Below are 23,361 nucleotides of genomic sequence, written 5' to 3'. Positions count from 1 at the left end.
AGATTGAATGAAATCTTTCTAATTGAGGGCAGAGATAATGAAAATGATAGAACAAAACAGCGTTGATGCAGCATTCAATCAGAAAGCGGCACGTGAAGTTACGATTGTGATGCGTTCAGAGAGAGAATGGTATTTTACGTTTGTTGCAGATGATCCAATAACCAAAAAGCCAAACAAGTATACACTTCTTACACAGAGAGGAAAACTGAGAACTTGGGCCGATCCGAAGTATCTCTTTAAATTTCTTCATGAAAGAGGTGTTGTTTATGGCAGTTTTAAACTTAATAAGGATGAAAAAACATGAAAAAAACAAATACTCTTAAAACAACAGTTCGTAATAAAATCATCGCAACTACCGCGGCTGTAGTTGCATTTTTTATAGTACATCCTGTGTATGCACAACAAGCTTTGGCTAAAGCAAAAACTGCTTTAGAATCTTTAGATGCACAATTGAAGATAATTATCCCTATTGCCGCTGCCGTTATACTTTTATGTTTAGCAATTTGTTATGCAGGGCGCTACATTGGAAAAGATACATTTGTACGTTGGGCAATCGGTGTGGTCATCGCGGGCTCAGCAGGCGAACTTACCGCAATGTTGTTTAAAACAGTATAGGCTAAAGAGAATGTGTTTTCCTTTTTTAAAAAGCGAAATTCGCATCTATAAGTTGTAAATATACAATAATCATTTTCACTTATATTGCAAAAAAGAAAAATAGTTATTTATTTATGGATAATTTCAATGAAAATACAAAACATAAAACAATTATTAAAAAAAAATAATAAAAGCATAGCAACTGCTGCGGCTATAACTGTTCTTTTTATGAATAATCCTGCATATGCTCAGGTTCTGGATAAAGCTAAAAAAGCTTTAGAGGCTCTGCAGAAAGATCTTATTGGCAACATCATCCCTATTGCAGCTGCCGTTATACTTTTATGCTTAGCAATTGGTTATGCAGGGCGCTACATTGGTAGAGATACGTTTGTGCGATGGGCAATCGGCGTGGTTATCGCTGGCTCAGCAACTGAGCTTGTCGCAATGTTGTTTAAACCATAATGAAAGCTATAGAAACAGTTATAAATATACCGATTATAAGCTTTATTATATTGTAAAACAGATATTATTATAAATAACTTTAATTAAGAGTAAATAATATGAAGAAATTAAATAATATACAATTAAAATATAACAACACAATCATCGCATTTACCACGACTATAATTATGTTTTTTATGAATAGTCCTGTGTATGCTCAAGTTCTAAGTAAAGCTGACAGAGCTTTAAAGGCTTTGCAAACAGATCTTATTACCAACATCATCCCCATTGCCGCTGCTGTTATACTTTTATGCTTAGCAATTGGTTATGCAGGGCGCTACATTGGTAGAGATACGTTCGTGCGATGGGCAATCGGTGTGGTTCTCGCGGGCTCAGCAGGCGAACTTACTACAATGTTGTTTAAAACAGTATAGGCTAAAGAGAATGTGTTTTCCTTTTTTAAAAAGCGAAATTCGCATCTATAAGTTGTGAATATACAATGATCATTTTCACTTATATTGCAAAAAAGAAAAATAGTTATTTATTTATGGATAATTTCAATGAAAATACAAAACATAAAACAATTATTAAAAAAAAATAATAAAAGCATAGCAACTGCTGCGGCTATAACTGTTCTTTTTATGAATAATCCTGCGTATGCTCAGGTTCTGGATAAAGCTAACAAAGCTTTAACGGCCCTGCAAACAGATCTTATTAATCACATCATCCCTATTGCCGCTGCCGTTATACTTTTATGTTTAGCAATTGGTTATGCAGGGCGCTACATTGGAAAAGATACATTTGTACGTTGGGCAATCGGTGTGGTCATCGCGGGCTCAGCAACTGAACTTGTCACAATGTTGTTCAAAACACCATAGTGCTAAAGAGAATGTGTTTTCCTTTTTTAAAAAGCGAAATTCGCATCTATAAGTTGTGAATATACAATAATCATTTTCACTTATATTGCAAAAAAGAAAAATAGTTATTTATTTATGGATAATTTCAATGAAAATACAAAACATAAAACAATTATTAAAAAAAAATAATAAAAGCATAGCAACTGCTGCGGCTATAACTGTTCTTTTTATGAATAATCCTGCATATGCTCAGGTTCTGGGTAAAGCTAAAAAAGCTTTAGAGGCTCTGCAAACAGATCTTATTGGCAACATCATCCCTATTGCCGCTGCCGTTATACTTCTGTGCTTAGCAATTGGTTATGCAGGGCGCTACATTGGTAGAGATACGTTTGTGCGATGGGCAATCGGCGTGGTTATCGCTGGCTCAGCAACTGAGCTTGTCGCAATGTTGTTTAAACCATAATGAAAGCTATAGAAACAATTATAAATATACCGATTATAAGCTTTATTATATTGTAAAACAGACATTATTATAAATAACTTTAATTAGGAGTAAATAATATGAAGAAATTAAATAATATACAATTAAAATATAACAACACAATCATCGCATTTACCACGACTATAATTATGTTTTTTATGAATAGTCCTGTGTATGCTCAAGTTCTAACTAAAGCTGACAAAGCTTTAAAGGCTTTGCAGAAAGATCTTATTGAAAACATCATCCCTATTGCAGCTGCCGTTATACTTTTATGCTTAGCAATTGGTTATGCAGGGCGCTACATTGGTAGAGATACGTTCGTGCGATGGGCAATCGGCGTGGTTCTCGCGGGCTCAGCAGGCGAACTTACTACAATGTTGTTCCAATAATGACTAAACATAAAGCATCAATATGTGTAATATGAAGTACTCCACATATTCGAAGCGGATCTTCCCATTTCGATAATGTCATGCGTAAAATGAAAAAATTACTTGTACAACTGAAAAAGGAGTTCTTCAGTAAAAATTTTAATTTTAATTGGGATAAGTAATATGAAACAATTAGATATTTTCAATTAAAAAATAACAATAGAATCATCTCATTTACTACAACTATAGCCATATTTTTTATGAATAGTTCTTTGTATGCCTAAAAAGCTTTGAGTAATGCTAAAAAGGCTTTAGATGAGTTACAAACAGATCTTATTGACCACATCATCCCTATCGCCGCTACCGTTATACTTCTGTGCTTAGCAATTGGTTATGCAGGGCGCTACATTGGAAGAGATACGTTTGTGCGATGGGGATTGCCGTGGTCATTGCTGGCTTAGCAATCTAATTTTTCGATATATTGTTTAAAACTAATTGAATTTAATTATAAAATCAGTATAATACGAAATATTCTTTATTTAAAAGTGAAAAACATGAAACGATTAAATGATATTAAAACAAAAAATAACAAAAATGTTATCGTAATTGCTGCAGCTATGACCATTCTTTTTATGAATAGTTCTGCACATGCTCAGGTTCTGGGTAAAGCTAATAAAGCTTTAAAGGCTTTACAAACAGATCTTATTGGCAACATCATCCCTATTGCAGCTGCCGTTATACTTCTGTGCTTAGCAATTGGTTATGCAGGGCGCTACATTGGTAGAGATACGTTTGTGCGATGGGCAATCGGTGTGGTTATCGCTGGCTCAGCAACTGAACTTACCACAATGTTGTTTGCATCTAATTAAAGTACAATTTAAAGCCGCATGGAACGAAATGTTTTTTAACATGAAGGCCTTGTCTATCGGTTATAGATGCGCCAATGATAATCTTCACTTATGCAGCAAGGGAAGGATGTTATTTATTGTAACTTCAGTCATGATGGGAATAAAAACATGAAGCAATTAAACACTTTTCAGGTAAAAATTGAAAATGTAAGCAACAAGGTTCGTGTTGTTTTTATAACTCTAATTTTATTCTTAGCGACTCAGCCCACATATGCTCAAGAAAAAACAAATAGCGTAGATATTTTCATAGGCATGCAATACGGGTTAAGTATAATTATTCCCATTGCTGCTGCTATCATGCTTTTATTTCTATTGCTCCTTTGGGCGTTTCGTCTTATCGCAAGAGCTACGTTTGCACGGTGGGCGTTCAGTGTTGTTATTGCTGGTGCAGCATTCTATCTTAGCCATATATTATATCATATCAATTAAGTGGAGTCGTCCATGAAACCGCAAAAACAGGAAGAATTTCCTTTATTTAAGGGAGCGACTCGCGTTCCAACACTTTGGGGTGTGCCAATGATGCCGCTTATTATTATGGTTGTAGGTGTCGCTTCTGTTGCCATGACAATAAATATCTTTTTGTGGATAATCGCACCACCATTATGGTTCATTATGGCGCAAATTACCAAGAATGATGATAAGGCATTCCGGATCTGGTGGTTGTGGATCGATACTAAATTCCGTAACCGAAACAAGAGTTTTTGGGGAGCATCAAGTTACAGCCCCTCTCATTACCGCAAAAGGAGATAAGCATGACAGCTGTTGAAAGCAGCAAGCGCCTCACATCAGAGACACCAGTAAGTCTATTCATACCCTACTCACACCACATTACAGATACGATTATCTCTACCAAAGACGCTGAATATTTGTCGGTATGGAAAATTGATGGACGCTCGCATCAAAATGCTTCAGAAGAAGATATCTATCAGTGGACTAAAGAGTTAAACAATACTCTACGTGGTGTTGCATCAGCTAATTTATCGTTGTGGACGCATATTGTACGTCGGCGTGTTTATGAATATCCCGATTCAACATTTGATAAAACATTTTGCTATCAACTTGATGAAAAATACCGGCAAAGTTTTACTGGTTATAACCTTATGGTCAATGATCTGTATCTAACTGTCGTTTTCCAACCAATAGCTGATAAGGTTATGTCGTTTTTTTCTCAGCATGAGCGTGAAACACTTGATCAAAAAAAGCTGCGGCAAGAATCATGTATTAAAGCTCTCAATGATATCAACCGTACCTTAGGACAGTCATTTAAACGTTACGGTGCGGAACTTCTTGGTGCTTATGAAAAAAATGGTCATGCTTATTCTTCTGCCCTTGAATTTCTCGGAATGCTTGTCAATGGCGAATACCGTCCTATGCCGATCTGCTATGATCGTTTTGCCGATTATATATCTATAAATCGGCCTTTTTTCTCAAAATGGGGTGCTCTCGGTGAACTGCGCACAATTACTGGAATGCGCCGGTTTGGAATGATGGAAATCAAGGAATATGACATAACAACCAAACCAGGACAACTTAATGTTTTGTTAGAAAGTGATTTCGAGTTCGTGCTAACGCAGAGCTTTTCTGTACTCTCGCGACATGCTGCCAAAGATTATTTACAGCGACATCAACGTAATCTTATCGATGCACGTGATGTAGCGACAAGCCAAATTGAGCAAATTGACGAAGCACTTAATCAGCTTGTAAGTGGACATTTTGTCATGGGCGAGCATCATTGCACACTGACCATATACGGCGACACAATTCAACAAGTTCGCGACCATATGGCAAAAGCAAACGCAGCACTACTAGACGTTGCGGTATTACCAAAACCCGTAGATTTAGCTATTGAAGCTGGTTATTGGGCGCAACTTCCTGCAAATTGGAAATGGCGGCCACGTCCCGCGCCAATTACATCCCTCAACTTCTTGTCATTTTCATCTTTTCATAATTTTATGTCCGGAAAACCGACAGGAAATCCGTGGGGACCGGCAGTAACAATTCTTAAAACAGTGAGTAAAACACCGCTTTATTTCAATTTTCATGCCTCTAAACTTGAAGAAGATTCGACAAATAAACGGTTACTTGGTAATACTGCAATCATCGGACAGTCTGGCTCTGGTAAAACAGTGCTACTCGGATTTCTATTAGCGCAAGCACAAAAGTTCAAACCAACAACCGTTGTTTTTGATAAAGATCGTGGCATGGAAATCGCTATTCGGGCGATGGGAGGAAAATACTTATCATTTAAAGCTGGTAGGCAAAGTGGTTTTAACCCATTCCAACTCCCTCCTACACAAGAAAACCTAATTTTTCTAAAACAGTTTGTTAAAAAGTTAGCAGAAGCTGGTGGCGAAGTCACACACCACGACGAAGAAGAAATTAACCAAGCTGTCATGTCTGTCATGAGTAACAATATTGATCGCTCGCTCCGTCGCTTATCTTTTCTAGTGCAATTCTTACCAAATCCGCATTTAAGTGATTACAATGCGCACCCATCAGTTCACGCTCGTTTGGTAAAATGGTGTGAAGGTGGTGATTATGGATGGTTGTTTGATAATCCCAGTGATGCACTTAATCTCTCAACACATCAAATTTATGGCTTTGATATTACAGAATTCTTAGATAATCCGGAAACTCGTACTCCAGTGATGATGTATTTGCTTTACCGCACAGAAGGCATGATTAGCGGACAGCGATTTATGTATATCTTTGATGAGTTTTGGAAACCATTGCAAGATCCGTACTTTGAAGATTTAGCGAAAAATAAACAAAAGACTATCCGTAAGCAAAATGGTATTTTTGTTTATGCAACACAAGAGCCTAGCGATGCTTTGGAAAGTAATATTGCCAAAACACTCATTCAACAATGTGCGACTTACATTTTTCTAGCCAACCCCAAAGCAAATTATGAAGATTATACAAAAGGTTTTAAACTAACAGATACTGAATTTGAACTCGTTAAAGGACTCGGTGAGTTTAGTCGCCAATTTCTCATTAAGCAGGGCGATCAATCTGCGCTTGCAGAACTGAATCTCGGTAAATTCCATCTGACAAGCGATGGAAAAACCATCGAACACGACTTTAGTGACGAACTTTTGGTGTTATCAGGTACACCTGATAACGCGGAATTAGCCGAAAGCATTATCGCGGAAGTTGGTGATGATCCGGCAATATGGTTACCAATTTTCGTACAGCAGGCAAAAAATGACAGGAGGGAAACATGGAAAAAAAGGTCATTTCAATAGTAGTTGTAATAATTTTAGGGATTTCAAACCCAGCAATGGCTTGGGTTTGGGGTGCTGGATCAGCGGATTTGGAAGCTTTAGTTCCAACGACGTGGCCCAATTTTTTTGGAAGTTCATCTTCAAAACCAAAGCCTAAAAAACCTCCACAAAAAAAGGAAGAGCTACCTGTTAGAGAACTTCTCGATATACTAAAAAAACAACTTGAGGAAACAAAAAAGATACACGAGTCTATAACGGGAAGCCAAAAATTCGATACTAAAAAACTTAAAAATGCACAGACAGACCACAGCAGTTTTTTTCTCAAAAATCCAGAAACGCTCTACAATAGAAATAAATCTTCTGCTCTATCTGCATCACTTAAAAATATTTTAAAAGAAGAAGAAGAAATTCCCACCTCTATCCATGAATCTAGCAGTTTTATCAACAAGCGTATCCAATATGCAGCCATCACTGATAAAGCTGTCAGTTTAAAAACTTTTGAAGAAGCAAACTATCGTTTTCAGCAAATTGAAGAACTATTAAACGAAATCAAGACAACAAAAGATCTAAAAAATATTGCTGAGTTACAAGCACATATAATTGGAATGCTCGCTATGCTACAAAATGAAACAGCAAAACTACAAATGGTCACGCATCTACGCAACGCTGAATATACGCTTATCAAACAACAGAAGGACAAACATAACATAAAAATTTTGAATAGTAAAAACACGAAAATGCCTACCATAAGATTTATTAGATAAAGCTTTTTATAACAATATGTTGTATATTATTTTTCCTGTATACTCGTAAAAAGCAAAAGTTAATGCATAATATTAAATTCTCTCTCATAGACTGAAAAAGTCCGCAGAGTTTAATTCCATCCTAAAAAAATCAACGAAAAATGCTTAAAAAGCACATGAAAAATTGAAAATTCGTTAAAGAGGAATTCCATGGACTTTACAGTGTTCACGCAACTTTTCAATAAAATTGATCAGATAACAAAAACATATGTCACAGATATTTCCTCAAAAACAATAGCTACAATCACACCCTTTGTATCAATCGGTATCACAATCGCTTTCATCATCTATGGATGGCTCATCATTCGGGGCGCTATAGATATGCCTCTCTCCGGATTTGTAAATCGGTTCCTACGGATAAGTATTATTACCTCAATAGCTCTTACCGCAGGACTGTATCAAAGTGAAATTGCCAATTTGATAACACAAATGCCCTATGAGTTATCAAAAGCGCTCATAACAGATCCACTTAATGATACACAATTAATGAATCTACTGGACACAGCAGCAACCAAAGGATTTCAATATGCAGGACGTCTTTTCCAAGAAACCGTCTTCTTCGAAGCCAATGGACTGCTTTACAGTCTCTTAGGCATCATCATCTTGCTAGCAACAAGCCTCGTAGTAGCAATCGGTGGTGGTCTCGTGCTCCTGACAAAAATCGCTATTACACTTCTCGTAGGATGGGGACCTCTCTTCATCATTGCTTTGCTCTGGCAACCAACTCATCGCCTTTTCGAGCAATGGATAATCCAAATCATCAATTATACAATCCTCTTTCTACTCTTAGCGACTGTATTTAATCTGATGATGAATATCTTTGCAAACTATTTGAGCGATATGAGACTCGATTACGACCAGAATATAAGCGCCATGTTTGGGGGTGCTCTCATCTTGTCCATTATATCCATCACGCTTTTACTCAAACTATCAAGTGTTGCCAATTCTCTCGCAAAAGGAATTACATTTGGACATCTATGGAGACATAGAAACTAGATGATATAAAAAGCAATGCTTCCCCTAACAGACGCCCCTAATATCCATATGACAAAATAACGAGGATATCCAATCCTACAGTAAAAAATATTCGCACTGAAATTGGGCTATTTTCATAAATTTAAAAATGAAATTAAGAAAAGATCAATTATCGCAAACTATACACTTTACTTTAGTGTCAAAATTATAATAATGATAATAAATATCAGAATGGATACAACAGTAAAAAGAGTCATATTAAAATGAAATCTATCATTCTTATAATTCTGATTACAAACCTTTTATCAGCTTGTGTATTAGCACCAAAGCCAAAGCAACCAAGTAATTGGAACCGTGTGCCTATTAATAAAACAATCCCTGCCGAAATCAAGCGAGGAGACAAAGGAATTTCATAAACTGATTTATGAGGTTAATGTAATGGTCAGTCTTTCTAAATATGTGAAAATTAAAAGGAATAAAATATGAAAAAACTGATTATTATCATAACAATTAGTGCTTTTCTTGGAACAACAAACTTAACAAGAAGTGACACTGTTACTAAGCAAGGAGGAAGTAGCAAGCGTGTTATTGTAGCCTCTGGTACGGGGTTAGATGATCTCACTGCAGCAAGGAGACGTCAAAAACAACCAACACCACCAAGAGGCCGCAAGCCACCAAAAGGTTCCCAGCCACCCAAAAAACTTCCACCTACTTCTGGAAATAACGGAAATCTCGCACCGACACCACCTGCTCCATCAGCAGCATATTCGGAAATCCTTCAGCTTTTAAAAAAAGAAGAAATTATTGAGCTCTTAAAAAAACAGCTTGCGTTAAAAAAAGAACAACTTTCGCAAACAGAAAAAACCTATCAAGCTATAACAAATAGTCAGAAAACTGCACCTAAAACGATAGACTTTTCTAGTTTTTTTCTCAAAGAACCAGAATCGCTCTATAAAAGTGATAAGCTTTCAAGGGAATCATATCAAAAGGTATTGGAGGACGAAAACAAAATTTCTGAGCCTTTTGATAAAATGGGCAAAGCTATTTCAAGGCGTTTACAATTTGCATCGATACTAGATAAAGCTGTAAGTTTAGAAAATTTTGAAAACGTAGAAAATCGTTTTAAATACCTCAAACATCTATTAGATGAAATTCAAACAAAAGAAAACCTGAAAGATACTGCAGATCTTCAAGCACATATCGATGGTTCATTAGCAATGATCCAAAATGAATTTATAAAGATGGAAATGGTAGCGCATTTACGTAATGCCGAGCAATCACTTATCAAAAGGAAAAGACGCGAACTTGATATGAAAATTTTTAACCATGAAAAAAAAGGGATGCCTATCATACGATAAAAACAAAAGCCAATGTAGAAGGTTCAGTACTATCTGAACAATTCAGAGGGGCAGAAGGGTTTTCTCAAAGCCACGATAACGTAGTGAAAATACTTAGGTAATGTATAAATGAAAATGAAGCGTTTAGCATGTATCTATGTTTCAAGGTGATAAAAAATTGAAAATTCGTTAAAGAGGAATTCCATGGACTTTACAGTGTTCACGCAACTTTTCAATAAAATTGATCAGATAACAAAAACATATGTCACAGATATTTCCTCAAAAACAATAGCCACAATCACACCCTTTGTATCAATCGGTATCACAATCGCTTTCATCATCTATGGATGGCTCATCATTCGGGGCGCTATAGATATGCCTCTCTCCGGATTTGTAAATCGGTTCCTACGGATAAGTATTATTACCTCAATAGCTCTTACCGCAGGACTGTATCAAAGTGAAATTGCCAATTTGATAACACAAATGCCCTATGAGTTATCAAAAGCGCTCATAACAGATCCACTCAATGATACACAATTAATGAATCTACTGGACACAGCAGCAACCAAAGGATTTCAATATGCAGGACGTCTTTTCCAAGAAACCGTCTTCTTCGAAGCCAATGGACTGCTTTACAGTCTCTTAGGCATCATCATCTTGCTAGCAACAAGCCTCGTAGTAGCAATCGGTGGTGGTCTCGTGCTCCTGACAAAAATCGCTATTACACTTCTCGTAGGATGGGGACCTCTCTTCATCATTGCTTTGCTCTGGCAACCAACTCATCGCCTTTTCGAGCAATGGATAATCCAAATCATCAATTATACAATCCTCTTTCTACTCTTAGCGACTGTATTTAATCTGATGATGAATATCTTTGCAAACTATTTGAGCGATATGAGACTCGATTACGACCAGAATATAAGCGCCATGTTTGGGGGTGCTCTCATCTTGTCCATTATATCCATCACGCTTTTACTCAAACTATCAAGTGTTGCCAATTCTCTCGCAAAAGGAATTACATTTGGACATCTATGGAGACATAGAAACTAGATGATATAAAAAGCAATGCTTCCCCTAACAGACGCCCCTAATATCCATATGACAAAATAACGAGGATATCCAATCCTACAGTAAAAAATATTCGCACTGAAATTGGGCTATTTTCATAAATTTAAAAATGAAATTAAGAAAAGATCAATTATCGCAAACTATACACTTTACTTTAGTGTCAAAATTATAATAATGATAATAAATATCAGAATGGATACAACAGTAAAAAGAGTCATATTAAAATGAAATCTATCATTCTTATAATTCTGATTACAAACCTTTTATCAGCTTGTGTATTAGCACCAAAGCCAAAGCAACCAAGTAATTGGAACCGTGTGCCTATTAATAAAACAATCCCTGCCGAAATCAAGCGAGGAGATATATGAAAAAGAGATTTATTATAACAGGAATGATTACCATTTTGGGAATGATAAATTTGGCACATGCAAATAGCGAACATGGGTATAATAGAAATAAAGTAAAACTCCACATATCAGGAGGAGCTATATCATATCGGGAATATCCTGGCTTGTCAGCTTCAACAGACAATAAAAATGTTAAAATTAAACGTCCTAATAAACCTCAAGTTAAAAAAAAGCCAAAACCACCTAAAAAGTCACAACCTGCTCCACCGACACCACCTGCTCCATCAGCAGCATATTCGGAAATCCTTCAGCTTTTAAAAAAAGAAGAAATTATTGAGCTCTTAAAAAAACAGCTTGCGTTAAAAAAAGAACAACTTTCGCAAACAGAAAAAACCTATCAAGCTATAACAAATAGTCAGAAAACTGCACCTAAAACGATAGACTTTTCTAGTTTTTTTCTCAAAGAACCAGAATCGCTCTATAAAAGTGATAAGCTTTCAAGGGAATCATATCAAAAGGTATTGGAGGACGAAAACAAAATTTCTGAGCCTTTTGATAAAATGGGCAAAGCTATTTCAAGGCGTTTACAATTTGCATCGATACTAGATAAAGCTGTAAGTTTAGAAAATTTTGAAAACGTAGAAAATCGTTTTAAATACCTCAAACATCTATTAGATGAAATTCAAACAAAAGAAAACCTGAAAGATACTGCAGATCTTCAAGCACATATCGATGGTTCATTAGCAATGATCCAAAATGAATTTATAAAGATGGAAATGGTAGCGCATTTACGTAATGCCGAGCAATCACTTATCAAAAGGAAAAGACGCGAACTTGATATGAAAATTTTTAACCATGAAAAAAAAGGGATGCCTATCATACGATAAAAACAAAAGCCAATGTAGAAGGTTCAGTACTATCTGAACAATTCAGAGGGGCAGAAGGGTTTTCTCAAAGCCACGATAACGTAGTGAAAATACTTAGGTAATGTATAAATGAAAATGAAGCGTTTAGCATGTATCTATGTTTCAAGGTGATAAAAAATTGAAAATTCGTTAAAGAGGAATTCCATGGACTTTACAGTGTTCACGCAACTTTTCAATAAAATTGATCAGATAACAAAAACATATGTCACAGATATTTCCTCAAAAACAATAGCCACAATCACACCCTTTGTATCAATCGGTATCACAATCGCTTTCATCATCTATGGATGGCTCATCATTCGGGGCGCTATAGATATGCCTCTCTCCGGATTTGTAAATCGGTTCCTACGGATAAGTATTATTACCTCAATAGCTCTTACCGCAGGACTGTATCAAAGTGAAATTGCCAATTTGATAACACAAATGCCCTATGAGTTATCAAAAGCGCTCATAACAGATCCACTCAATGATACACAATTAATGAATCTACTGGACACAGCAGCAACCAAAGGATTTCAATATGCAGGACGTCTTTTCCAAGAAACCGTCTTCTTCGAAGCCAATGGACTGCTTTACAGTCTCTTAGGCATCATCATCTTGCTAGCAACAAGCCTCGTAGTAGCAATCGGTGGTGGTCTCGTGCTCCTGACAAAAATCGCTATTACACTTCTCGTAGGATGGGGACCTCTCTTCATCATTGCTTTGCTCTGGCAACCAACTCATCGCCTTTTCGAGCAATGGATAATCCAAATCATCAATTATACAATCCTCTTTCTACTCTTAGCGACTGTATTTAATCTGATGATGAATATCTTTGCAAACTATTTGAGCGATATGAGACTCGATTACGACCAGAATATAAGCGCCATGTTTGGGGGTGCTCTCATCTTGTCCATTATATCCATCACGCTTTTACTCAAACTATCAAGTGTTGCCAATTCTCTCGCAAAAGGAATTACATTTGGACATCTATGGAGACATAGAAACTAGATGATATAAAAAGCAATGCTTCCCCTAACAGACGCCCCTAATATCCATATGACAAAATAACGAGGATATCCAATCCTACAGTAAAAAATATTCGCACTGAAATTGGGCTATTTTCATAAATTTAAAAATGAAATTAAGAAAAGATCAATTATCGCAAACTATACACTTTACTTTAGTGTCAAAATTATAATAATGATAATAAATATCAGAATGGATACAACAGTAAAAAGAGTCATATTAAAATGAAATCTATCATTCTTATAATTCTGATTACAAACCTTTTATCAGCTTGTGTATTAGCACCAAAGCCAAAGCAACCAAGTAATTGGAACCGTGTGCCTATTAATAAAACAATCCCTGCCGAAATCAAGCGAGGAGATATATGAAAAAGCAATTTATTATAACAGGAATGATTACCCTTTTGGGAATGATAAATTTGGCACATGCATTGGATTTTTCTAAAGTAGATGTAAGCGCAGATCCATCAGTTGTATGCAATGTTCTAGCAGTGTCATCTGCAGAATTTGAAAAGAGAACAACTGGAAAAGACAGCACTGGAATCCTAGAAAAATGTTCAAAATTGCAATCATCTGCTCCACCGCCACAACCTGCTCCACCGCCACAACCTGCTTCACCGCCACAACCTGCTTCACCGCCACAACCTGCTTCACCCCCACCACCTGCTCCATCAGCAGAATATCTGGAGATTATTAACCTATTAAAAAAGGGGGAAATTATTGAGCTCTTAAAAAAACAGCTTGCGTTAAAAAAAGAACAACTTTCGCAAACAGAAAAAACCTATCAAGCTATAACAAATAGTCAGAAAACTGCACCTAAAAAAATAGACTTTTCTAGTTTTTTTTTCAAAGAGCCAGAATCGCTCTATAAAAGTGATAAGCTTTCAAGGGAATCATATCAAAAGGTATTGGAGGACGAAAACAAAATTTCTGAGCCTTTTGATAAAATGGGCAAGTTGCTTTTTGATCGTTTAGAATTTTTCTCGTTACTATATAAAGCTATGACTTTGAAAACTTTTGAAAAAATAGAAAATCGTTTTAAATACCTCAAAAATATATTTAATGAACTTCAAACAAAAGAAAACCTGAAAGATATTGCAGATCTTCAAGCACATATCGATGCTTCATTAGCCATGATCCAAAATGAATCTATAACGATACAAATGATAACGCATTTACGTAAGGCTGAGCAATCACTTATCAAAAGGAAAAGACGCGAACTTGATATGAAAATTTTTAACCATGAAAAAAAAGGGATGCCTATCATACGATAAAAACAAAAGCCAATGTAGAAGATTCAGTACTATCTGAACAATTCAGAGGGGCAGAAGGGTTTTCTCAAAGCCACGATAACGTAGTGAAAATACTTAGGTAATGTATAAATGAAAATGAAGCGTTTAGCATGTATCTATGTTTCAAGGTGATAAAAAATTGAAAATTCGTTAAAGAGGAATTCCATGGACTTTACAGTGTTCACGCAACTTTTCAATAAAATTGATCAGATAACAAAAACATATGTCACAGATATTTCCTCAAAAACAATAGCCACAATCACACCCTTTGTATCAATCGGTATCACAATCGCTTTCATCATCTATGGATGGCTCATCATTCGGGGCGCTATAGATATGCCTCTCTCCGGATTTGTAAATCGGTTCCTACGGATAAGTATTATTACCTCAATAGCTCTTACCGCAGGACTGTATCAAAGTGAAATTGCCAATTTGATAACACAAATGCCCTATGAGTTATCAAAAGCGCTCATAACAGATCCACTTAATGATACACAATTAATGAATCTACTGGACACAGCAGCAACCAAAGGATTTCAATATGCAGGACGTCTTTTCCAAGAAACCGTCTTCTTCGAAGCCAATGGACTGCTTTACAGTCTCTTAGGCATCATCATCTTGCTAGCAACAAGCCTCGTAGTAGCAATCGGTGGTGGTCTCGTGCTCCTAACAAAAATCGCTATTACACTTCTCGTAGGATGGGGACCTCTCTTCATCATTGCTTTGCTCTGGCAACCAACTCATCGCCTTTTCGAGCAATGGATAATCCAAATCATCAATTATACAATCCTCTTTCTACTCTTAGCGACTGTATTTAATCTGATGATGCATATCTTTGTAAACTATTTGAGAGATATGAGACTCGATTACGACCAGAATATAAGCGCCATGTTTGGGGGTGCTCTCATCTTGTCCATTATATCCATCACGCTTTTACTCAAACTATCAAGTGTTGCCAATTCTCTCGCAAAAGGAATTACATTTGGACATCTATGGAGACATAGAAACTAGATGATATAAAAAGCAATGCTTCCCCTAACAGACGCCCCTAATATCCATATGACAAAATAACGAGGATATCCAATCCTACAGTAAAAAATATTCGCACTGAAATTGGGCTATTTTCATAAATTTAAAAATGAAATTAAGAAAAGATCAATTATCGCAAACTATACACTTTACTTTAGTGTCAAAATTATAATAATGATAATAAATATCAGAATGGATACAACAGTAAAAAGAGTCATATTAAAATGAAATCTATCATTCTTATAATTCTGATTACAAACCTTTTATCAGCTTGTGTATTAGCACCAAAGCCAAAGCAACCAAGTAATTGGAACCGTGTACCTATTAATAAAACAATCCCTGCCGAAATCAAGCGAGGAGACATATGAAAAAGCGATTTATTATAACAGGAATGATTACCCTTTTGGGAATGATAAATTTAACTCTAACGTCTAACTTTAGTTGGGGTTCTGGGACTCAAGGCTCAGCTGTTCAAATTCCTTTTTCAAAAGCAGAATATCTGGAAATTATTAATTTGTTAAAACAACAAATTATAGCAACCGAAAACCAGATTGAAAATACGAAAAAAATCCATCAGTCTATAATAGGAAATGACACATCAACACCAATGGCAAGAGAGAGTTTTCATTATTTCTTAGAATTTTTGCCTTCTGTCTACCCAAAAGCACAGACAAACTACCAAGTCATGAGTGGTGTTGGGGAATTTAAAAAATTTTTTCGTGACATTATTCTCGAAGAAAAAAGGTACAGCTTCCAGAACTTGCCGTATCATAGGATGCGCGAAATAATTAATACGCGTCTTAAATATAGTGGAATTGTCGATAAAGCTGTAAGTTTTCAAACTTTCCAAGACGCAGAGAACCGCTTTAAACAAATAGACGATTTTTTAGATAAGATAAATAAAACAAAAGATCTCAAAGAAGTTTTCGAGTTGCAAACACGCATTAAGACCATGTCATCCATGATCCAAAATGAATATACAAAGCTACAAATGGTCAGAAATTTAAGCGAAGACGAAGAGAATCTTATCGAAATACAAAAACGTAAATTATATGGAAAAACTGTAGCCTCTCACCACAAAGGTATACCTAAAATAAGATCTAACCAATAAAGCCCTTTACAACATTTGCTTTTTTTCATGAAAACAAAAGCCAATGTAGAAGGTTCAGTACTATCTGAACAATTCAGAGGGGCAGAAGGGTTTTCTCAAAGCCAAGATAACGTAGTGAAAATACTTAGGTAATGTTTCAAGGTGATAAAAAATTGAAAATTCGTTAAAGAGGAATTCCATGGACTTTACAGTGTTCACGCAACTTTTCAATAAAATTGATCAGATAACAAAAACATATGTCACAGATATTTCCTCAAAAACAATAGCTACAATCACACCCTTTGTATCAATCGGTATCACAATCGCTTTCATCATCTATGGATGGCTCATCATTCGGGGCGCTATAGATATGCCTCTCTCCGGATTTGTAAATCGGTTCCTACGGATAAGTATTATTACCTCAATAGCTCTTACCGCAGGACTGTATCAAAGTGAAATTGCCAATTTGATAACACAAATGCCCTATGAGTTATCAAAAGCGCTCATAACAGATCCACTTAATGATACACAATTAATGAATCTACTGGACACAGCAGCAACCAAAGGATTTCAATATGCAGGACGTCTTTTCCAAGAAACCGTCTTCTTCGAAGCCAATGGACTGCTTTACAGTCTCTTAGGCATCATCATCTTGCTAGCAACAAGCCTCGTAGTAGCAATCGGTGGTGGTCTCGTGCTCCTAACAAAAATCGCTATTACACTTCTCGTAGGATGGGGACCTCTCTTCATCATTGCTTTGCTCTGGCAACCAACTCATCGCCTTTTCGAGCAATGGATAATCCAAATCATCAATTATACAATCCTCTTTCTACTCTTAGCGACTGTATTTAATCTGATGATGCATATCTTTGTAAACTATTTGAGAGATATGAGACTCGATTACGACCAGAATATAAGCGCCATGTTTGGGGGTGCTCTCATCTTGTCCATTATATCCATCACGCTTTTACTCAAACTATCAAGTGTTGCCAATTCTCTCGCAAAAGGAATTACATTTGGACATCTATGGAGACATAGAAACTAGATGATATAAAAAGCAATGCTTCCCCTAACAGACGCCCCTAATATCCATATGACAAAATAACGAGGATATCCAATCCTACAGTAAAAAATATTCGCACTGAAATTGGGCTATTTTCATAAATTTAAAAATGAAATTAAGAAAAGATCAATTATCGCAAACTATACACTTTACTTTAGTGTCAAAATTATAATAATGATAATAAATATCAGAATGGATACAACAGTAAAAAGAGTCATATTAAAATGAAATCTATCATTCTTATAATTCTGATTACAAACCTTTTATCAGCTTGTGTATTAGCACCAAAGCCAAAGCAACCAAGTAATTGGAACCGTGTACCTATTAATAAAACAATCCCTGCCGAAATCAAGCGAGGAGACATATGAAAACAAAACAAGCAAAACCAGTGAAAGCTGAACAACTCAGCAGTTATTACGAAGAAAGTCGAGGTTTAGAACGTGATCTCATAAATGAATTTATAAGATCGCGTAGAACGGCATGGCGTGTAGCGAGTACTCTTGGTCTTTTTGGCTTATTCGGTATGATATGTGGAGTCGTTGGATTTTCTCAACCAGCACCAACTCCCTTAGTATTGCGCGTTGATAATACTACGGGTGCTGTTGATGTTATTTCTGTAATGCGTGAGCATGAAACCAGCTACGGTGAAGTTGTGGACAGATATTGGCTCAATCAATATGTGCTTAACCGCGAAACTTACGACTATGATACCATTCAACTAAACTACGACACAACAGCACTTTTAAGTGCGGCATCTGTTCAACAAGAATATTATAAAATCTATGATGGAGAAAATGCACGGGATAAAGTGCTTTCCAACAAAGCACGTATCACAGTTAAAGTACGATCAATCCAGCCTAATGGACTCGGTCAAGCAACTGTACGTTTTACGACTCAGCAACTTGACAGCAACGGTGCTACTACTGGACCCAAGCAGCACCAGATAGCAACAATTAGCTACACCTATATTGGTGCACCCATGAAATCATCTGATCGATTGCTTAACCCCCTCGGTTTTCAAGTGACAAGTTACCGTTCTGACCCGGAAATATTGTTGAATGATTAAGGAATTGATTGTTATGAAAAAACTTACATTCTTCGTTCTACTGTCTTCGTTTTCTTCTTTTTATACAGTACCTGTGCAGGCACTCAAAAGCCCATCGAATTCACAATATGATCATCGCATTCGCTATATAACATATAACGAAGCCGATGTGGTTCAAATTGAAACAGTTCTTGGTGTGGCAACACATATCATTCTTGAAGAAGGTGAACATTATATCACTCATGCCTTTGGTGATTCAGAAGCCTATGCCTTTGCTCATAAAGGGCGGCATATTTTTATTAAACCAAAAGCAGAACTTGCCAATACAAATCTCATCGTTGTAACCGATAAACGTAGCTACAAATTCCGACTACAGTTTCGAAATGATCGTGCTGGATCTACTTATGAATTAGCTTTTCATTATCCCGATACAAATACCCAAAAATTACATGAGAACAGCCAACGTCTTGCCATTGAGCGTGGTTTTCATCAAAGCGTAAAAGGTTATAACCTTAGCTATACTATGAGCGGCAACCAAGACATTGCTCCGATCAACGCTTGGGATAATGGACGTATTACCTATTTTAAATTTCCCGCTAACATGGATATGCCATCAATTTACGTAGTAGATGCCGAAGGCAATGAAAGCTTAATACCGCGTACTGTTGTAGGAAATTCCAATGATATTATCGCTGTTCATAAGGTTAATCCCAAGTGGCTTATACGGCTTGGCAAACGTGCTTTGGCTGTTTTCAATGAAGCCTACGACCCCAATGGTATACCAAATACAACTGGAACAATATCCTCGGTAGTTCACCGAATTAATAAAGAAGGAGGAAAGTGATGTTCGACAATAAGAAAGGAGATGAAATCAGCAAAAGCGCGACACTGGATTACACCGAACCAAAGCATATTGAAGGTGCGTATGGTAGCTCCGAACTAGGTTCAGAACCCCGTCCAACAATTCCTGGTGCACGTGCATTATTGATGGTAGGAATCATTGTCATCGTAGCCGTACCGATTGCTCTGACTTGGAAAGCTCTAAAAATGCGTAATAGCATAGAAGTTGAGGAAGAAAAACCTCAACAGACGGTACAACAAATTATACCAAGCTATACCCCTAAAGTCATAGAAGAACCGAAAGTTGTAGAAGAAGTTGAGAAAGTAACAGAAACAGAAGACTCAATACAAGAGCTTCCACCTGCTTGGGCCAAGCTACTTCAAACGACGATTCCACCACATTTGATTAAAGATTCTGAAGAATTAGCGCGCAAGCGTATGTTCAGTTCTGGTCTTAACAATGGTGGTAGTAGCGAAAGCTCTACAGAGCGTTCAAAAGGGAATGCATCTGCAAACGACAGAAGTAATGGCATATTATTCGACCAGCTACAACCTGTACGATTAGGCCAATCACGCGCGGTTCAACTTCATAATCGTGATCTCTTGATTACCCAAGGAACGCAGATAGATTGCGTACTAGAAACTAAGATTATCACATCACAGCCGGGAATGACAACATGTCATTTAACACGTGATATTTATTCCACAAGCGGTCGCGTTGTTTTGTTAGATCGTGGTTCTAAAGTCGTCGGTTTCTATCAAAGTGGCCTACAACAGGGACAAACGCGCGTCTTTGTACAATGGTCGCGTATTGAAACACCTTCTGGTGTTATCGTTAACCTTGATTCACCCGGCACTGGCCCTCTTGGAGAAGCCGGCATTGGTGGTTGGATTGACAGACATTTTTGGGAACGATTCGGTGGAGCAATCATGGTGAGTATAATTGGTGACTTAGGAGACTGGGTAAAAGATAAAATTGGGCGAGGAAGTAAAGATAAGGAAAAAACACAATCTCAAGGTATACAGAATGCTGAATCGGTAGTTACCGACGTTATTCAAAACTCCATAAATATTACACCAACACTTTACAAGAACCAGGGCGAGCGGATAAGTATTTTTGTTGCTCGAGATTTGGATTTCAGTGATGTCTACAGCCTCGTTACACGCTAACCAAATACAGAAAGATCAAGCAGTTGCACAACTTCTGCAACCGCTTGATCATTTCTTAGAAGATCCGAAAATTACTGAATTATCGATTTGCCGCCCCTGTGAAGTGTGGATAAAGAGCTTTGAGGGTTGGCAAGTACATAGCGTGCCAGAGTTAACAGCTACTTTTTTGCAAACGCTTATCACAGCCATTATCGTTTATAATGGTATGGCTCCCAGAAGTGTTAATTATGTGCGCTTACCCGGAGGACAGCGCGGTACAATTGTACAAACACCAGCTGTTATCGATGGCACGCTCTCCTTTATGATTCGTAAGCATTCCCTTACAGTTAAAACGCTAGAGGAATTCAATGAAGAAGGTGCATTTAATGATTTTGCCGATGTAAGCTTCAATAAGCCTACTGAGAAAGAAGCAAATAATTTGTTATCACAGCAGGATTTCACACGATTAGAGCCATTTGAAGTTCAACTCCTGCGCCTCAAACGTGATAGAAAAGTTCTTGAATTTTTGAAAGAATGCGTACTTCATAAACGCAATATCATTATCGCAGGCAAAACAGGATCGGGTAAAACAACATTTGCTCGCTCCTTAATTGAAAAAGTACCCGTAGAAGAGCGTATTATCACGATTGAGGATGTTCATGAACTTTTTTTACCGAATCATCCAAACCATGTACATATGCTTTATGGTAACGGAGCAGGCCGTGTTTCCGCTGAAGAGTGCCTAGATGCATGTTTACGTCAATCGCCTGACCGCATTTTTCTTGCGGAACTGCGTGGCAATGAAGCTTGGGAATATCTCAATTCATTGAATACTGGGCATCCAGGATCCATTACAACTACACACGCCAACAATGCTTTGCAAACATTCGAACGATGTGCCACATTGATCAAAAGATCAGAGGTTGGCCGTCAACTCGAACTAGAAATGATAAAGGTAGTGCTTTACACTACAGTGGATGTAGTATTGTTCTTCAAAGATAGAAAGCTTTCTGAAGTCTTTTACGATCCAATTTTTTCTAAATCAAAGATAGTTTAAGTGAAATTTTATTCTCAATAATATTACACAGACAATGATAGCCGTAACAAATTGTTACGGCTATTTATTTTAATCTTTTGAAACAAGCTTTTCCCTCCCCCCTATCTCTCTGGTAAACTTTTTACGCTCTTACAACAGGGTGAAAAGTTGATGATAACTACACAGTCCAAAGAAAAAAACTAAATCACATACGAAGATTCCATAGCTTTCAATAAATTTTTTCATTTATTTTTTGGAAATATACCTTGTTATGCTAAAAACAAAAAATTACGAGAGGATAAACACTCCAGCACAGAAAATTTCTGTAAAAATTACTTCTACCCTTTGTAGCAATCAAACTTTAGAGCTGAAAATAACTTAAAACACATTTTACTACTTTTTAATGCAAACCAATCCTATTTTAGTACTTTTTCTCAGCACAATTCCGCAATGTTGCAAATCACTTTGCAACTATCAGAGCAACTTCCCACATAAAGACTTACACAACCTATACAGCAATGACTAAGTGATTTTGAGCAGATCAATACAATAAAATATCTATTGTTCTCAAAGCAAGAGACATCCCTTTTTAAAAGCTAATAAACTTTTATAGATAGAACCCCACACGTCATCTCAAAGAATGCAAAAAGCATGTATGCCTTCCGATCTCTCACGTTACCCCATTAACGAATAATTTTTTAAAGACGGCGTTCAACCATAAGTTTTTTAATCTCAGCAATTGCCTTAGCTGGATTTAACCCCTTTGGACAAGTTTGCGTACAATTCATAATCGTATGGCACCGATAAAGTCGAAAAGGATCTTCCAGATTATCAAGACGTTCTCCGCACATCTCATCACGCGAATCAGCAATCCAGCGATACGCTTGAAGCAAAATAGCTGGTCCCAAATAACGATCACCATTCCACCAATAGCTAGGACATGATGTCTGACAACAAGCGCACAAAATACACTCATAAAGACCATCAATTTTTTGGCGATCGGAGTGACTTTGTAACCATTCTTTTGCTGGCTCCGGTGAAACAGTTTGCAACCAAGGCTCAATCACACGGTGCTGCGCATAAAAACGCTTCAAATCAGGAACCAAATCTTTGACAACCGGCATGGAAGGCAGTGGGTACACTTTAATAGGATGCGCCACATCATCCATACCTTTAGTGCAAGCCAATGTATTGGTCCCATCAATATTCATTGCACAGGAACCACAAATACCTTCACGGCACGATCGACGAAGAGTCAAAGTTGGATCAATATGATTCTTAATAAACAAAAGCCCATCAAGAATCATAGGACCGCAAGCTGAACGATCTACATAATAGGTATCAAGATGAGGATTTTCCTCATCATCTGGTGACCAACGGTAAACATGAAATTCTGTCAGTTGTGTAGCACCTTCAGGCTTAGGCCAAACCTTTCCAACTTTCACTTGTGAGTTTTTGGGAAGCTTAATTTGTACCATAAT

Annotated in this window: 31 protein-coding genes and 1 pseudogene; 31 read left to right on the top strand and 1 reads right to left on the bottom strand. The window is 36.9% G+C overall.

The window, feature by feature from the left end; all coding sequences use genetic code 11:
- Window positions 1-37: 37 nt before the first annotated feature.
- The 31 genes and pseudogenes from korA (at window position 38) to virB11 (ending at window position 21,901) form a co-directional block, all read left to right on the top strand.
- A complete protein-coding gene (korA, locus tag LBE40_RS07950) occupies window positions 38-304 on the top strand; it encodes a KorA family transcriptional regulator (protein WP_004857863.1) in 267 nt (88 codons plus the stop codon).
- Window positions 301-615 (top strand): VirB2 family type IV secretion system major pilin TrwL, encoded by a 315-nt coding sequence (trwL, locus tag LBE40_RS07945; protein ID WP_004857864.1) that lies wholly within the window; start codon window positions 301-303, stop codon window positions 613-615. Before korA ends, trwL (LBE40_RS07945) begins: the two co-directional genes overlap by 4 nt.
- Window positions 616-741: 126 nt before the next feature.
- Complete coding sequence (gene trwL / locus LBE40_RS07940; RefSeq protein ID WP_208432948.1) at window positions 742-1,056, top strand: VirB2 family type IV secretion system major pilin TrwL; 315 nt, start codon at window positions 742-744, stop codon at window positions 1,054-1,056.
- Window positions 1,057-1,154: 98 nt separating this feature from the next.
- Window positions 1,155-1,469: a VirB2 family type IV secretion system major pilin TrwL gene (trwL, locus tag LBE40_RS07935; RefSeq protein ID WP_252615188.1), complete on the top strand. Its 315-nt coding sequence runs from the start codon at window positions 1,155-1,157 to the stop codon at window positions 1,467-1,469.
- A gap of 126 nt (window positions 1,470-1,595) precedes the next feature.
- The gene (gene trwL / locus LBE40_RS07930) at window positions 1,596-1,913 is read left to right on the top strand and encodes a VirB2 family type IV secretion system major pilin TrwL (RefSeq protein WP_004857867.1); all 318 of its coding nucleotides are present in this window, start codon (window positions 1,596-1,598) and stop codon (window positions 1,911-1,913) included.
- 127 nt (window positions 1,914-2,040) lie between these two features.
- Window positions 2,041-2,355, top strand: a complete 315-nt coding sequence (trwL, locus tag LBE40_RS07925; protein ID WP_252615187.1) for a VirB2 family type IV secretion system major pilin TrwL — start codon at window positions 2,041-2,043, stop codon at window positions 2,353-2,355.
- A 98-nt stretch (window positions 2,356-2,453) separates the two neighbouring features.
- Entirely contained in the window at window positions 2,454-2,762 is a 309-nt protein-coding gene (trwL, locus tag LBE40_RS07920) for a VirB2 family type IV secretion system major pilin TrwL (protein ID WP_208432947.1), read from the top strand.
- Window positions 2,763-2,932: 170 nt separating this feature from the next.
- Window positions 2,933-3,210, top strand: a pseudogene (gene trwL, locus LBE40_RS07915) (VirB2 family type IV secretion system major pilin TrwL).
- Window positions 3,211-3,295: 85 nt separating this feature from the next.
- Window positions 3,296-3,610: a VirB2 family type IV secretion system major pilin TrwL gene (trwL, locus tag LBE40_RS07910; protein WP_208432946.1), complete on the top strand. Its 315-nt coding sequence runs from the start codon at window positions 3,296-3,298 to the stop codon at window positions 3,608-3,610.
- A 147-nt stretch (window positions 3,611-3,757) separates the two neighbouring features.
- Window positions 3,758-4,078 carry a TrbC/VirB2 family protein gene (locus tag LBE40_RS07905; protein ID WP_004857875.1) on the top strand — a complete coding sequence of 107 codons (321 nt, stop codon included), beginning with the start codon at window positions 3,758-3,760 and terminating at the stop codon, window positions 4,076-4,078.
- A 12-nt stretch (window positions 4,079-4,090) separates the two neighbouring features.
- Window positions 4,091-4,399, top strand: a complete 309-nt coding sequence (locus tag LBE40_RS07900; RefSeq protein ID WP_004857877.1) for a VirB3 family type IV secretion system protein — start codon at window positions 4,091-4,093, stop codon at window positions 4,397-4,399.
- 2 nt (window positions 4,400-4,401) lie between these two features.
- Window positions 4,402-6,894 carry a VirB4 family type IV secretion/conjugal transfer ATPase gene (locus LBE40_RS07895; RefSeq protein WP_004857879.1) on the top strand — a complete coding sequence of 831 codons (2,493 nt, stop codon included), beginning with the start codon at window positions 4,402-4,404 and terminating at the stop codon, window positions 6,892-6,894.
- Entirely contained in the window at window positions 6,870-7,637 is a 768-nt protein-coding gene (locus LBE40_RS07890) for a TrbJ/VirB5 family protein (protein ID WP_004857880.1), read from the top strand. The genes LBE40_RS07895 and LBE40_RS07890 overlap by 25 nt, the downstream gene beginning before the upstream one ends.
- A 189-nt stretch (window positions 7,638-7,826) precedes the next feature.
- Entirely contained in the window at window positions 7,827-8,672 is an 846-nt protein-coding gene (locus LBE40_RS07885) for a TrbL/VirB6 family protein (protein WP_252615184.1), read from the top strand.
- A 242-nt stretch (window positions 8,673-8,914) separates the two neighbouring features.
- Window positions 8,915-9,067 (top strand): hypothetical protein, encoded by a 153-nt coding sequence (locus tag LBE40_RS07880; RefSeq protein WP_004857887.1) that lies wholly within the window; start codon window positions 8,915-8,917, stop codon window positions 9,065-9,067.
- Between the two features lie 66 nt (window positions 9,068-9,133).
- The gene (locus LBE40_RS07875) at window positions 9,134-10,009 is read left to right on the top strand and encodes a TrbJ/VirB5 family protein (protein WP_252615186.1); all 876 of its coding nucleotides are present in this window, start codon (window positions 9,134-9,136) and stop codon (window positions 10,007-10,009) included.
- A gap of 183 nt (window positions 10,010-10,192) precedes the next feature.
- Window positions 10,193-11,038 (top strand): TrbL/VirB6 family protein, encoded by an 846-nt coding sequence (locus LBE40_RS07870; protein WP_252615184.1) that lies wholly within the window; start codon window positions 10,193-10,195, stop codon window positions 11,036-11,038.
- Window positions 11,039-11,280: 242 nt separating this feature from the next.
- A complete protein-coding gene (locus LBE40_RS07865) occupies window positions 11,281-11,424 on the top strand; it encodes a TrwH protein (RefSeq protein ID WP_208432331.1) in 144 nt (47 codons plus the stop codon).
- On the top strand, window positions 11,421-12,290 hold the full coding sequence (locus LBE40_RS07860; protein WP_252615185.1) for a TrbJ/VirB5 family protein: 870 nt from the start codon (window positions 11,421-11,423) through the stop codon (window positions 12,288-12,290). Before LBE40_RS07865 ends, LBE40_RS07860 begins: the two co-directional genes overlap by 4 nt.
- A 183-nt stretch (window positions 12,291-12,473) precedes the next feature.
- Window positions 12,474-13,319, top strand: a complete 846-nt coding sequence (locus tag LBE40_RS07855) for a TrbL/VirB6 family protein (protein WP_252615184.1) — start codon at window positions 12,474-12,476, stop codon at window positions 13,317-13,319.
- Window positions 13,320-13,561: 242 nt separating this feature from the next.
- Complete coding sequence (locus LBE40_RS07850; RefSeq protein WP_208432331.1) at window positions 13,562-13,705, top strand: TrwH protein; 144 nt, start codon at window positions 13,562-13,564, stop codon at window positions 13,703-13,705.
- On the top strand, window positions 13,702-14,610 hold the full coding sequence (locus LBE40_RS07845; RefSeq protein ID WP_252615183.1) for a TrbJ/VirB5 family protein: 909 nt from the start codon (window positions 13,702-13,704) through the stop codon (window positions 14,608-14,610). The genes LBE40_RS07850 and LBE40_RS07845 overlap by 4 nt, the downstream gene beginning before the upstream one ends.
- Window positions 14,611-14,793: 183 nt before the next feature.
- Window positions 14,794-15,639, top strand: coding sequence for a TrbL/VirB6 family protein (locus LBE40_RS07840; protein WP_252615182.1), 846 nt, complete (start codon window positions 14,794-14,796; stop codon window positions 15,637-15,639).
- Window positions 15,640-15,881: 242 nt separating this feature from the next.
- Window positions 15,882-16,025 carry a TrwH protein gene (locus LBE40_RS07835; RefSeq protein WP_208432331.1) on the top strand — a complete coding sequence of 48 codons (144 nt, stop codon included), beginning with the start codon at window positions 15,882-15,884 and terminating at the stop codon, window positions 16,023-16,025.
- The gene (locus tag LBE40_RS07830) at window positions 16,022-16,768 is read left to right on the top strand and encodes a TrbJ/VirB5 family protein (protein WP_004857892.1); all 747 of its coding nucleotides are present in this window, start codon (window positions 16,022-16,024) and stop codon (window positions 16,766-16,768) included. Before LBE40_RS07835 ends, LBE40_RS07830 begins: the two co-directional genes overlap by 4 nt.
- Before the next feature lie 178 nt (window positions 16,769-16,946).
- Window positions 16,947-17,792 (top strand): TrbL/VirB6 family protein, encoded by an 846-nt coding sequence (locus LBE40_RS07825; RefSeq protein ID WP_252615182.1) that lies wholly within the window; start codon window positions 16,947-16,949, stop codon window positions 17,790-17,792.
- Between the two features lie 242 nt (window positions 17,793-18,034).
- Window positions 18,035-18,178 carry a TrwH protein gene (locus LBE40_RS07820; protein ID WP_208432331.1) on the top strand — a complete coding sequence of 48 codons (144 nt, stop codon included), beginning with the start codon at window positions 18,035-18,037 and terminating at the stop codon, window positions 18,176-18,178.
- Window positions 18,175-18,876, top strand: a complete 702-nt coding sequence (locus LBE40_RS07815; RefSeq protein WP_004857897.1) for a VirB8 family type IV secretion system protein — start codon at window positions 18,175-18,177, stop codon at window positions 18,874-18,876. The genes LBE40_RS07820 and LBE40_RS07815 overlap by 4 nt, the downstream gene beginning before the upstream one ends.
- Before the next feature lie 13 nt (window positions 18,877-18,889).
- Window positions 18,890-19,699, top strand: a complete 810-nt coding sequence (gene virB9, locus LBE40_RS07810) for a P-type conjugative transfer protein VirB9 (RefSeq protein ID WP_004857899.1) — start codon at window positions 18,890-18,892, stop codon at window positions 19,697-19,699.
- Window positions 19,699-20,865 (top strand): type IV secretion system protein VirB10, encoded by a 1,167-nt coding sequence (gene virB10 / locus LBE40_RS07805; RefSeq protein WP_004857900.1) that lies wholly within the window; start codon window positions 19,699-19,701, stop codon window positions 20,863-20,865. Before virB9 ends, virB10 begins: the two co-directional genes overlap by 1 nt.
- On the top strand, window positions 20,837-21,901 hold the full coding sequence (gene virB11 / locus LBE40_RS07800; RefSeq protein ID WP_196792883.1) for a P-type DNA transfer ATPase VirB11: 1,065 nt from the start codon (window positions 20,837-20,839) through the stop codon (window positions 21,899-21,901). Before virB10 ends, virB11 begins: the two co-directional genes overlap by 29 nt.
- Window positions 21,902-22,578: 677 nt before the next feature.
- Here the strand turns inward: virB11 and LBE40_RS07795 are convergent.
- The gene (locus LBE40_RS07795) at window positions 22,579-23,358 is read right to left on the bottom strand and encodes a succinate dehydrogenase iron-sulfur subunit (RefSeq protein ID WP_004857903.1); all 780 of its coding nucleotides are present in this window, start codon (window positions 23,356-23,358) and stop codon (window positions 22,579-22,581) included.
- Window positions 23,359-23,361 lie beyond the last annotated feature (3 nt).

The organism is Bartonella taylorii, assembly GCF_023920105.1.
GTDB classification, from domain to species: domain Bacteria; phylum Pseudomonadota; class Alphaproteobacteria; order Rhizobiales; family Rhizobiaceae; genus Bartonella; species Bartonella taylorii.
This window is presented reverse-complemented; position numbering and strand designations above follow the sequence as displayed.

Coding starts and splice junctions, on each gene's coding strand:
- korA (WP_004857863.1), top strand. CDS start 38: ATGAAAATGATAGAACAAAACAGCGTTGATGCAGCATTCAATCAGAAA.
- trwL (WP_004857864.1), top strand. CDS start 301: ATGAAAAAAACAAATACTCTTAAAACAACAGTTCGTAATAAAATCATC.
- trwL (WP_208432948.1), top strand. CDS start 742: ATGAAAATACAAAACATAAAACAATTATTAAAAAAAAATAATAAAAGC.
- trwL (WP_252615188.1), top strand. CDS start 1,155: ATGAAGAAATTAAATAATATACAATTAAAATATAACAACACAATCATC.
- trwL (WP_004857867.1), top strand. CDS start 1,596: ATGAAAATACAAAACATAAAACAATTATTAAAAAAAAATAATAAAAGC.
- trwL (WP_252615187.1), top strand. CDS start 2,041: ATGAAAATACAAAACATAAAACAATTATTAAAAAAAAATAATAAAAGC.
- trwL (WP_208432947.1), top strand. CDS start 2,454: ATGAAGAAATTAAATAATATACAATTAAAATATAACAACACAATCATC.
- trwL (WP_208432946.1), top strand. CDS start 3,296: ATGAAACGATTAAATGATATTAAAACAAAAAATAACAAAAATGTTATC.
- LBE40_RS07905 (WP_004857875.1), top strand. CDS start 3,758: ATGAAGCAATTAAACACTTTTCAGGTAAAAATTGAAAATGTAAGCAAC.
- LBE40_RS07900 (WP_004857877.1), top strand. CDS start 4,091: ATGAAACCGCAAAAACAGGAAGAATTTCCTTTATTTAAGGGAGCGACT.
- LBE40_RS07895 (WP_004857879.1), top strand. CDS start 4,402: ATGACAGCTGTTGAAAGCAGCAAGCGCCTCACATCAGAGACACCAGTA.
- LBE40_RS07890 (WP_004857880.1), top strand. CDS start 6,870: ATGGAAAAAAAGGTCATTTCAATAGTAGTTGTAATAATTTTAGGGATT.
- LBE40_RS07885 (WP_252615184.1), top strand. CDS start 7,827: ATGGACTTTACAGTGTTCACGCAACTTTTCAATAAAATTGATCAGATA.
- LBE40_RS07880 (WP_004857887.1), top strand. CDS start 8,915: ATGAAATCTATCATTCTTATAATTCTGATTACAAACCTTTTATCAGCT.
- LBE40_RS07875 (WP_252615186.1), top strand. CDS start 9,134: ATGAAAAAACTGATTATTATCATAACAATTAGTGCTTTTCTTGGAACA.
- LBE40_RS07870 (WP_252615184.1), top strand. CDS start 10,193: ATGGACTTTACAGTGTTCACGCAACTTTTCAATAAAATTGATCAGATA.
- LBE40_RS07865 (WP_208432331.1), top strand. CDS start 11,281: ATGAAATCTATCATTCTTATAATTCTGATTACAAACCTTTTATCAGCT.
- LBE40_RS07860 (WP_252615185.1), top strand. CDS start 11,421: ATGAAAAAGAGATTTATTATAACAGGAATGATTACCATTTTGGGAATG.
- LBE40_RS07855 (WP_252615184.1), top strand. CDS start 12,474: ATGGACTTTACAGTGTTCACGCAACTTTTCAATAAAATTGATCAGATA.
- LBE40_RS07850 (WP_208432331.1), top strand. CDS start 13,562: ATGAAATCTATCATTCTTATAATTCTGATTACAAACCTTTTATCAGCT.
- LBE40_RS07845 (WP_252615183.1), top strand. CDS start 13,702: ATGAAAAAGCAATTTATTATAACAGGAATGATTACCCTTTTGGGAATG.
- LBE40_RS07840 (WP_252615182.1), top strand. CDS start 14,794: ATGGACTTTACAGTGTTCACGCAACTTTTCAATAAAATTGATCAGATA.
- LBE40_RS07835 (WP_208432331.1), top strand. CDS start 15,882: ATGAAATCTATCATTCTTATAATTCTGATTACAAACCTTTTATCAGCT.
- LBE40_RS07830 (WP_004857892.1), top strand. CDS start 16,022: ATGAAAAAGCGATTTATTATAACAGGAATGATTACCCTTTTGGGAATG.
- LBE40_RS07825 (WP_252615182.1), top strand. CDS start 16,947: ATGGACTTTACAGTGTTCACGCAACTTTTCAATAAAATTGATCAGATA.
- LBE40_RS07820 (WP_208432331.1), top strand. CDS start 18,035: ATGAAATCTATCATTCTTATAATTCTGATTACAAACCTTTTATCAGCT.
- LBE40_RS07815 (WP_004857897.1), top strand. CDS start 18,175: ATGAAAACAAAACAAGCAAAACCAGTGAAAGCTGAACAACTCAGCAGT.
- virB9 (WP_004857899.1), top strand. CDS start 18,890: ATGAAAAAACTTACATTCTTCGTTCTACTGTCTTCGTTTTCTTCTTTT.
- virB10 (WP_004857900.1), top strand. CDS start 19,699: ATGTTCGACAATAAGAAAGGAGATGAAATCAGCAAAAGCGCGACACTG.
- LBE40_RS07795 (WP_004857903.1), bottom strand. CDS start 23,358: ATGGTACAAATTAAGCTTCCCAAAAACTCACAAGTGAAAGTTGGAAAG.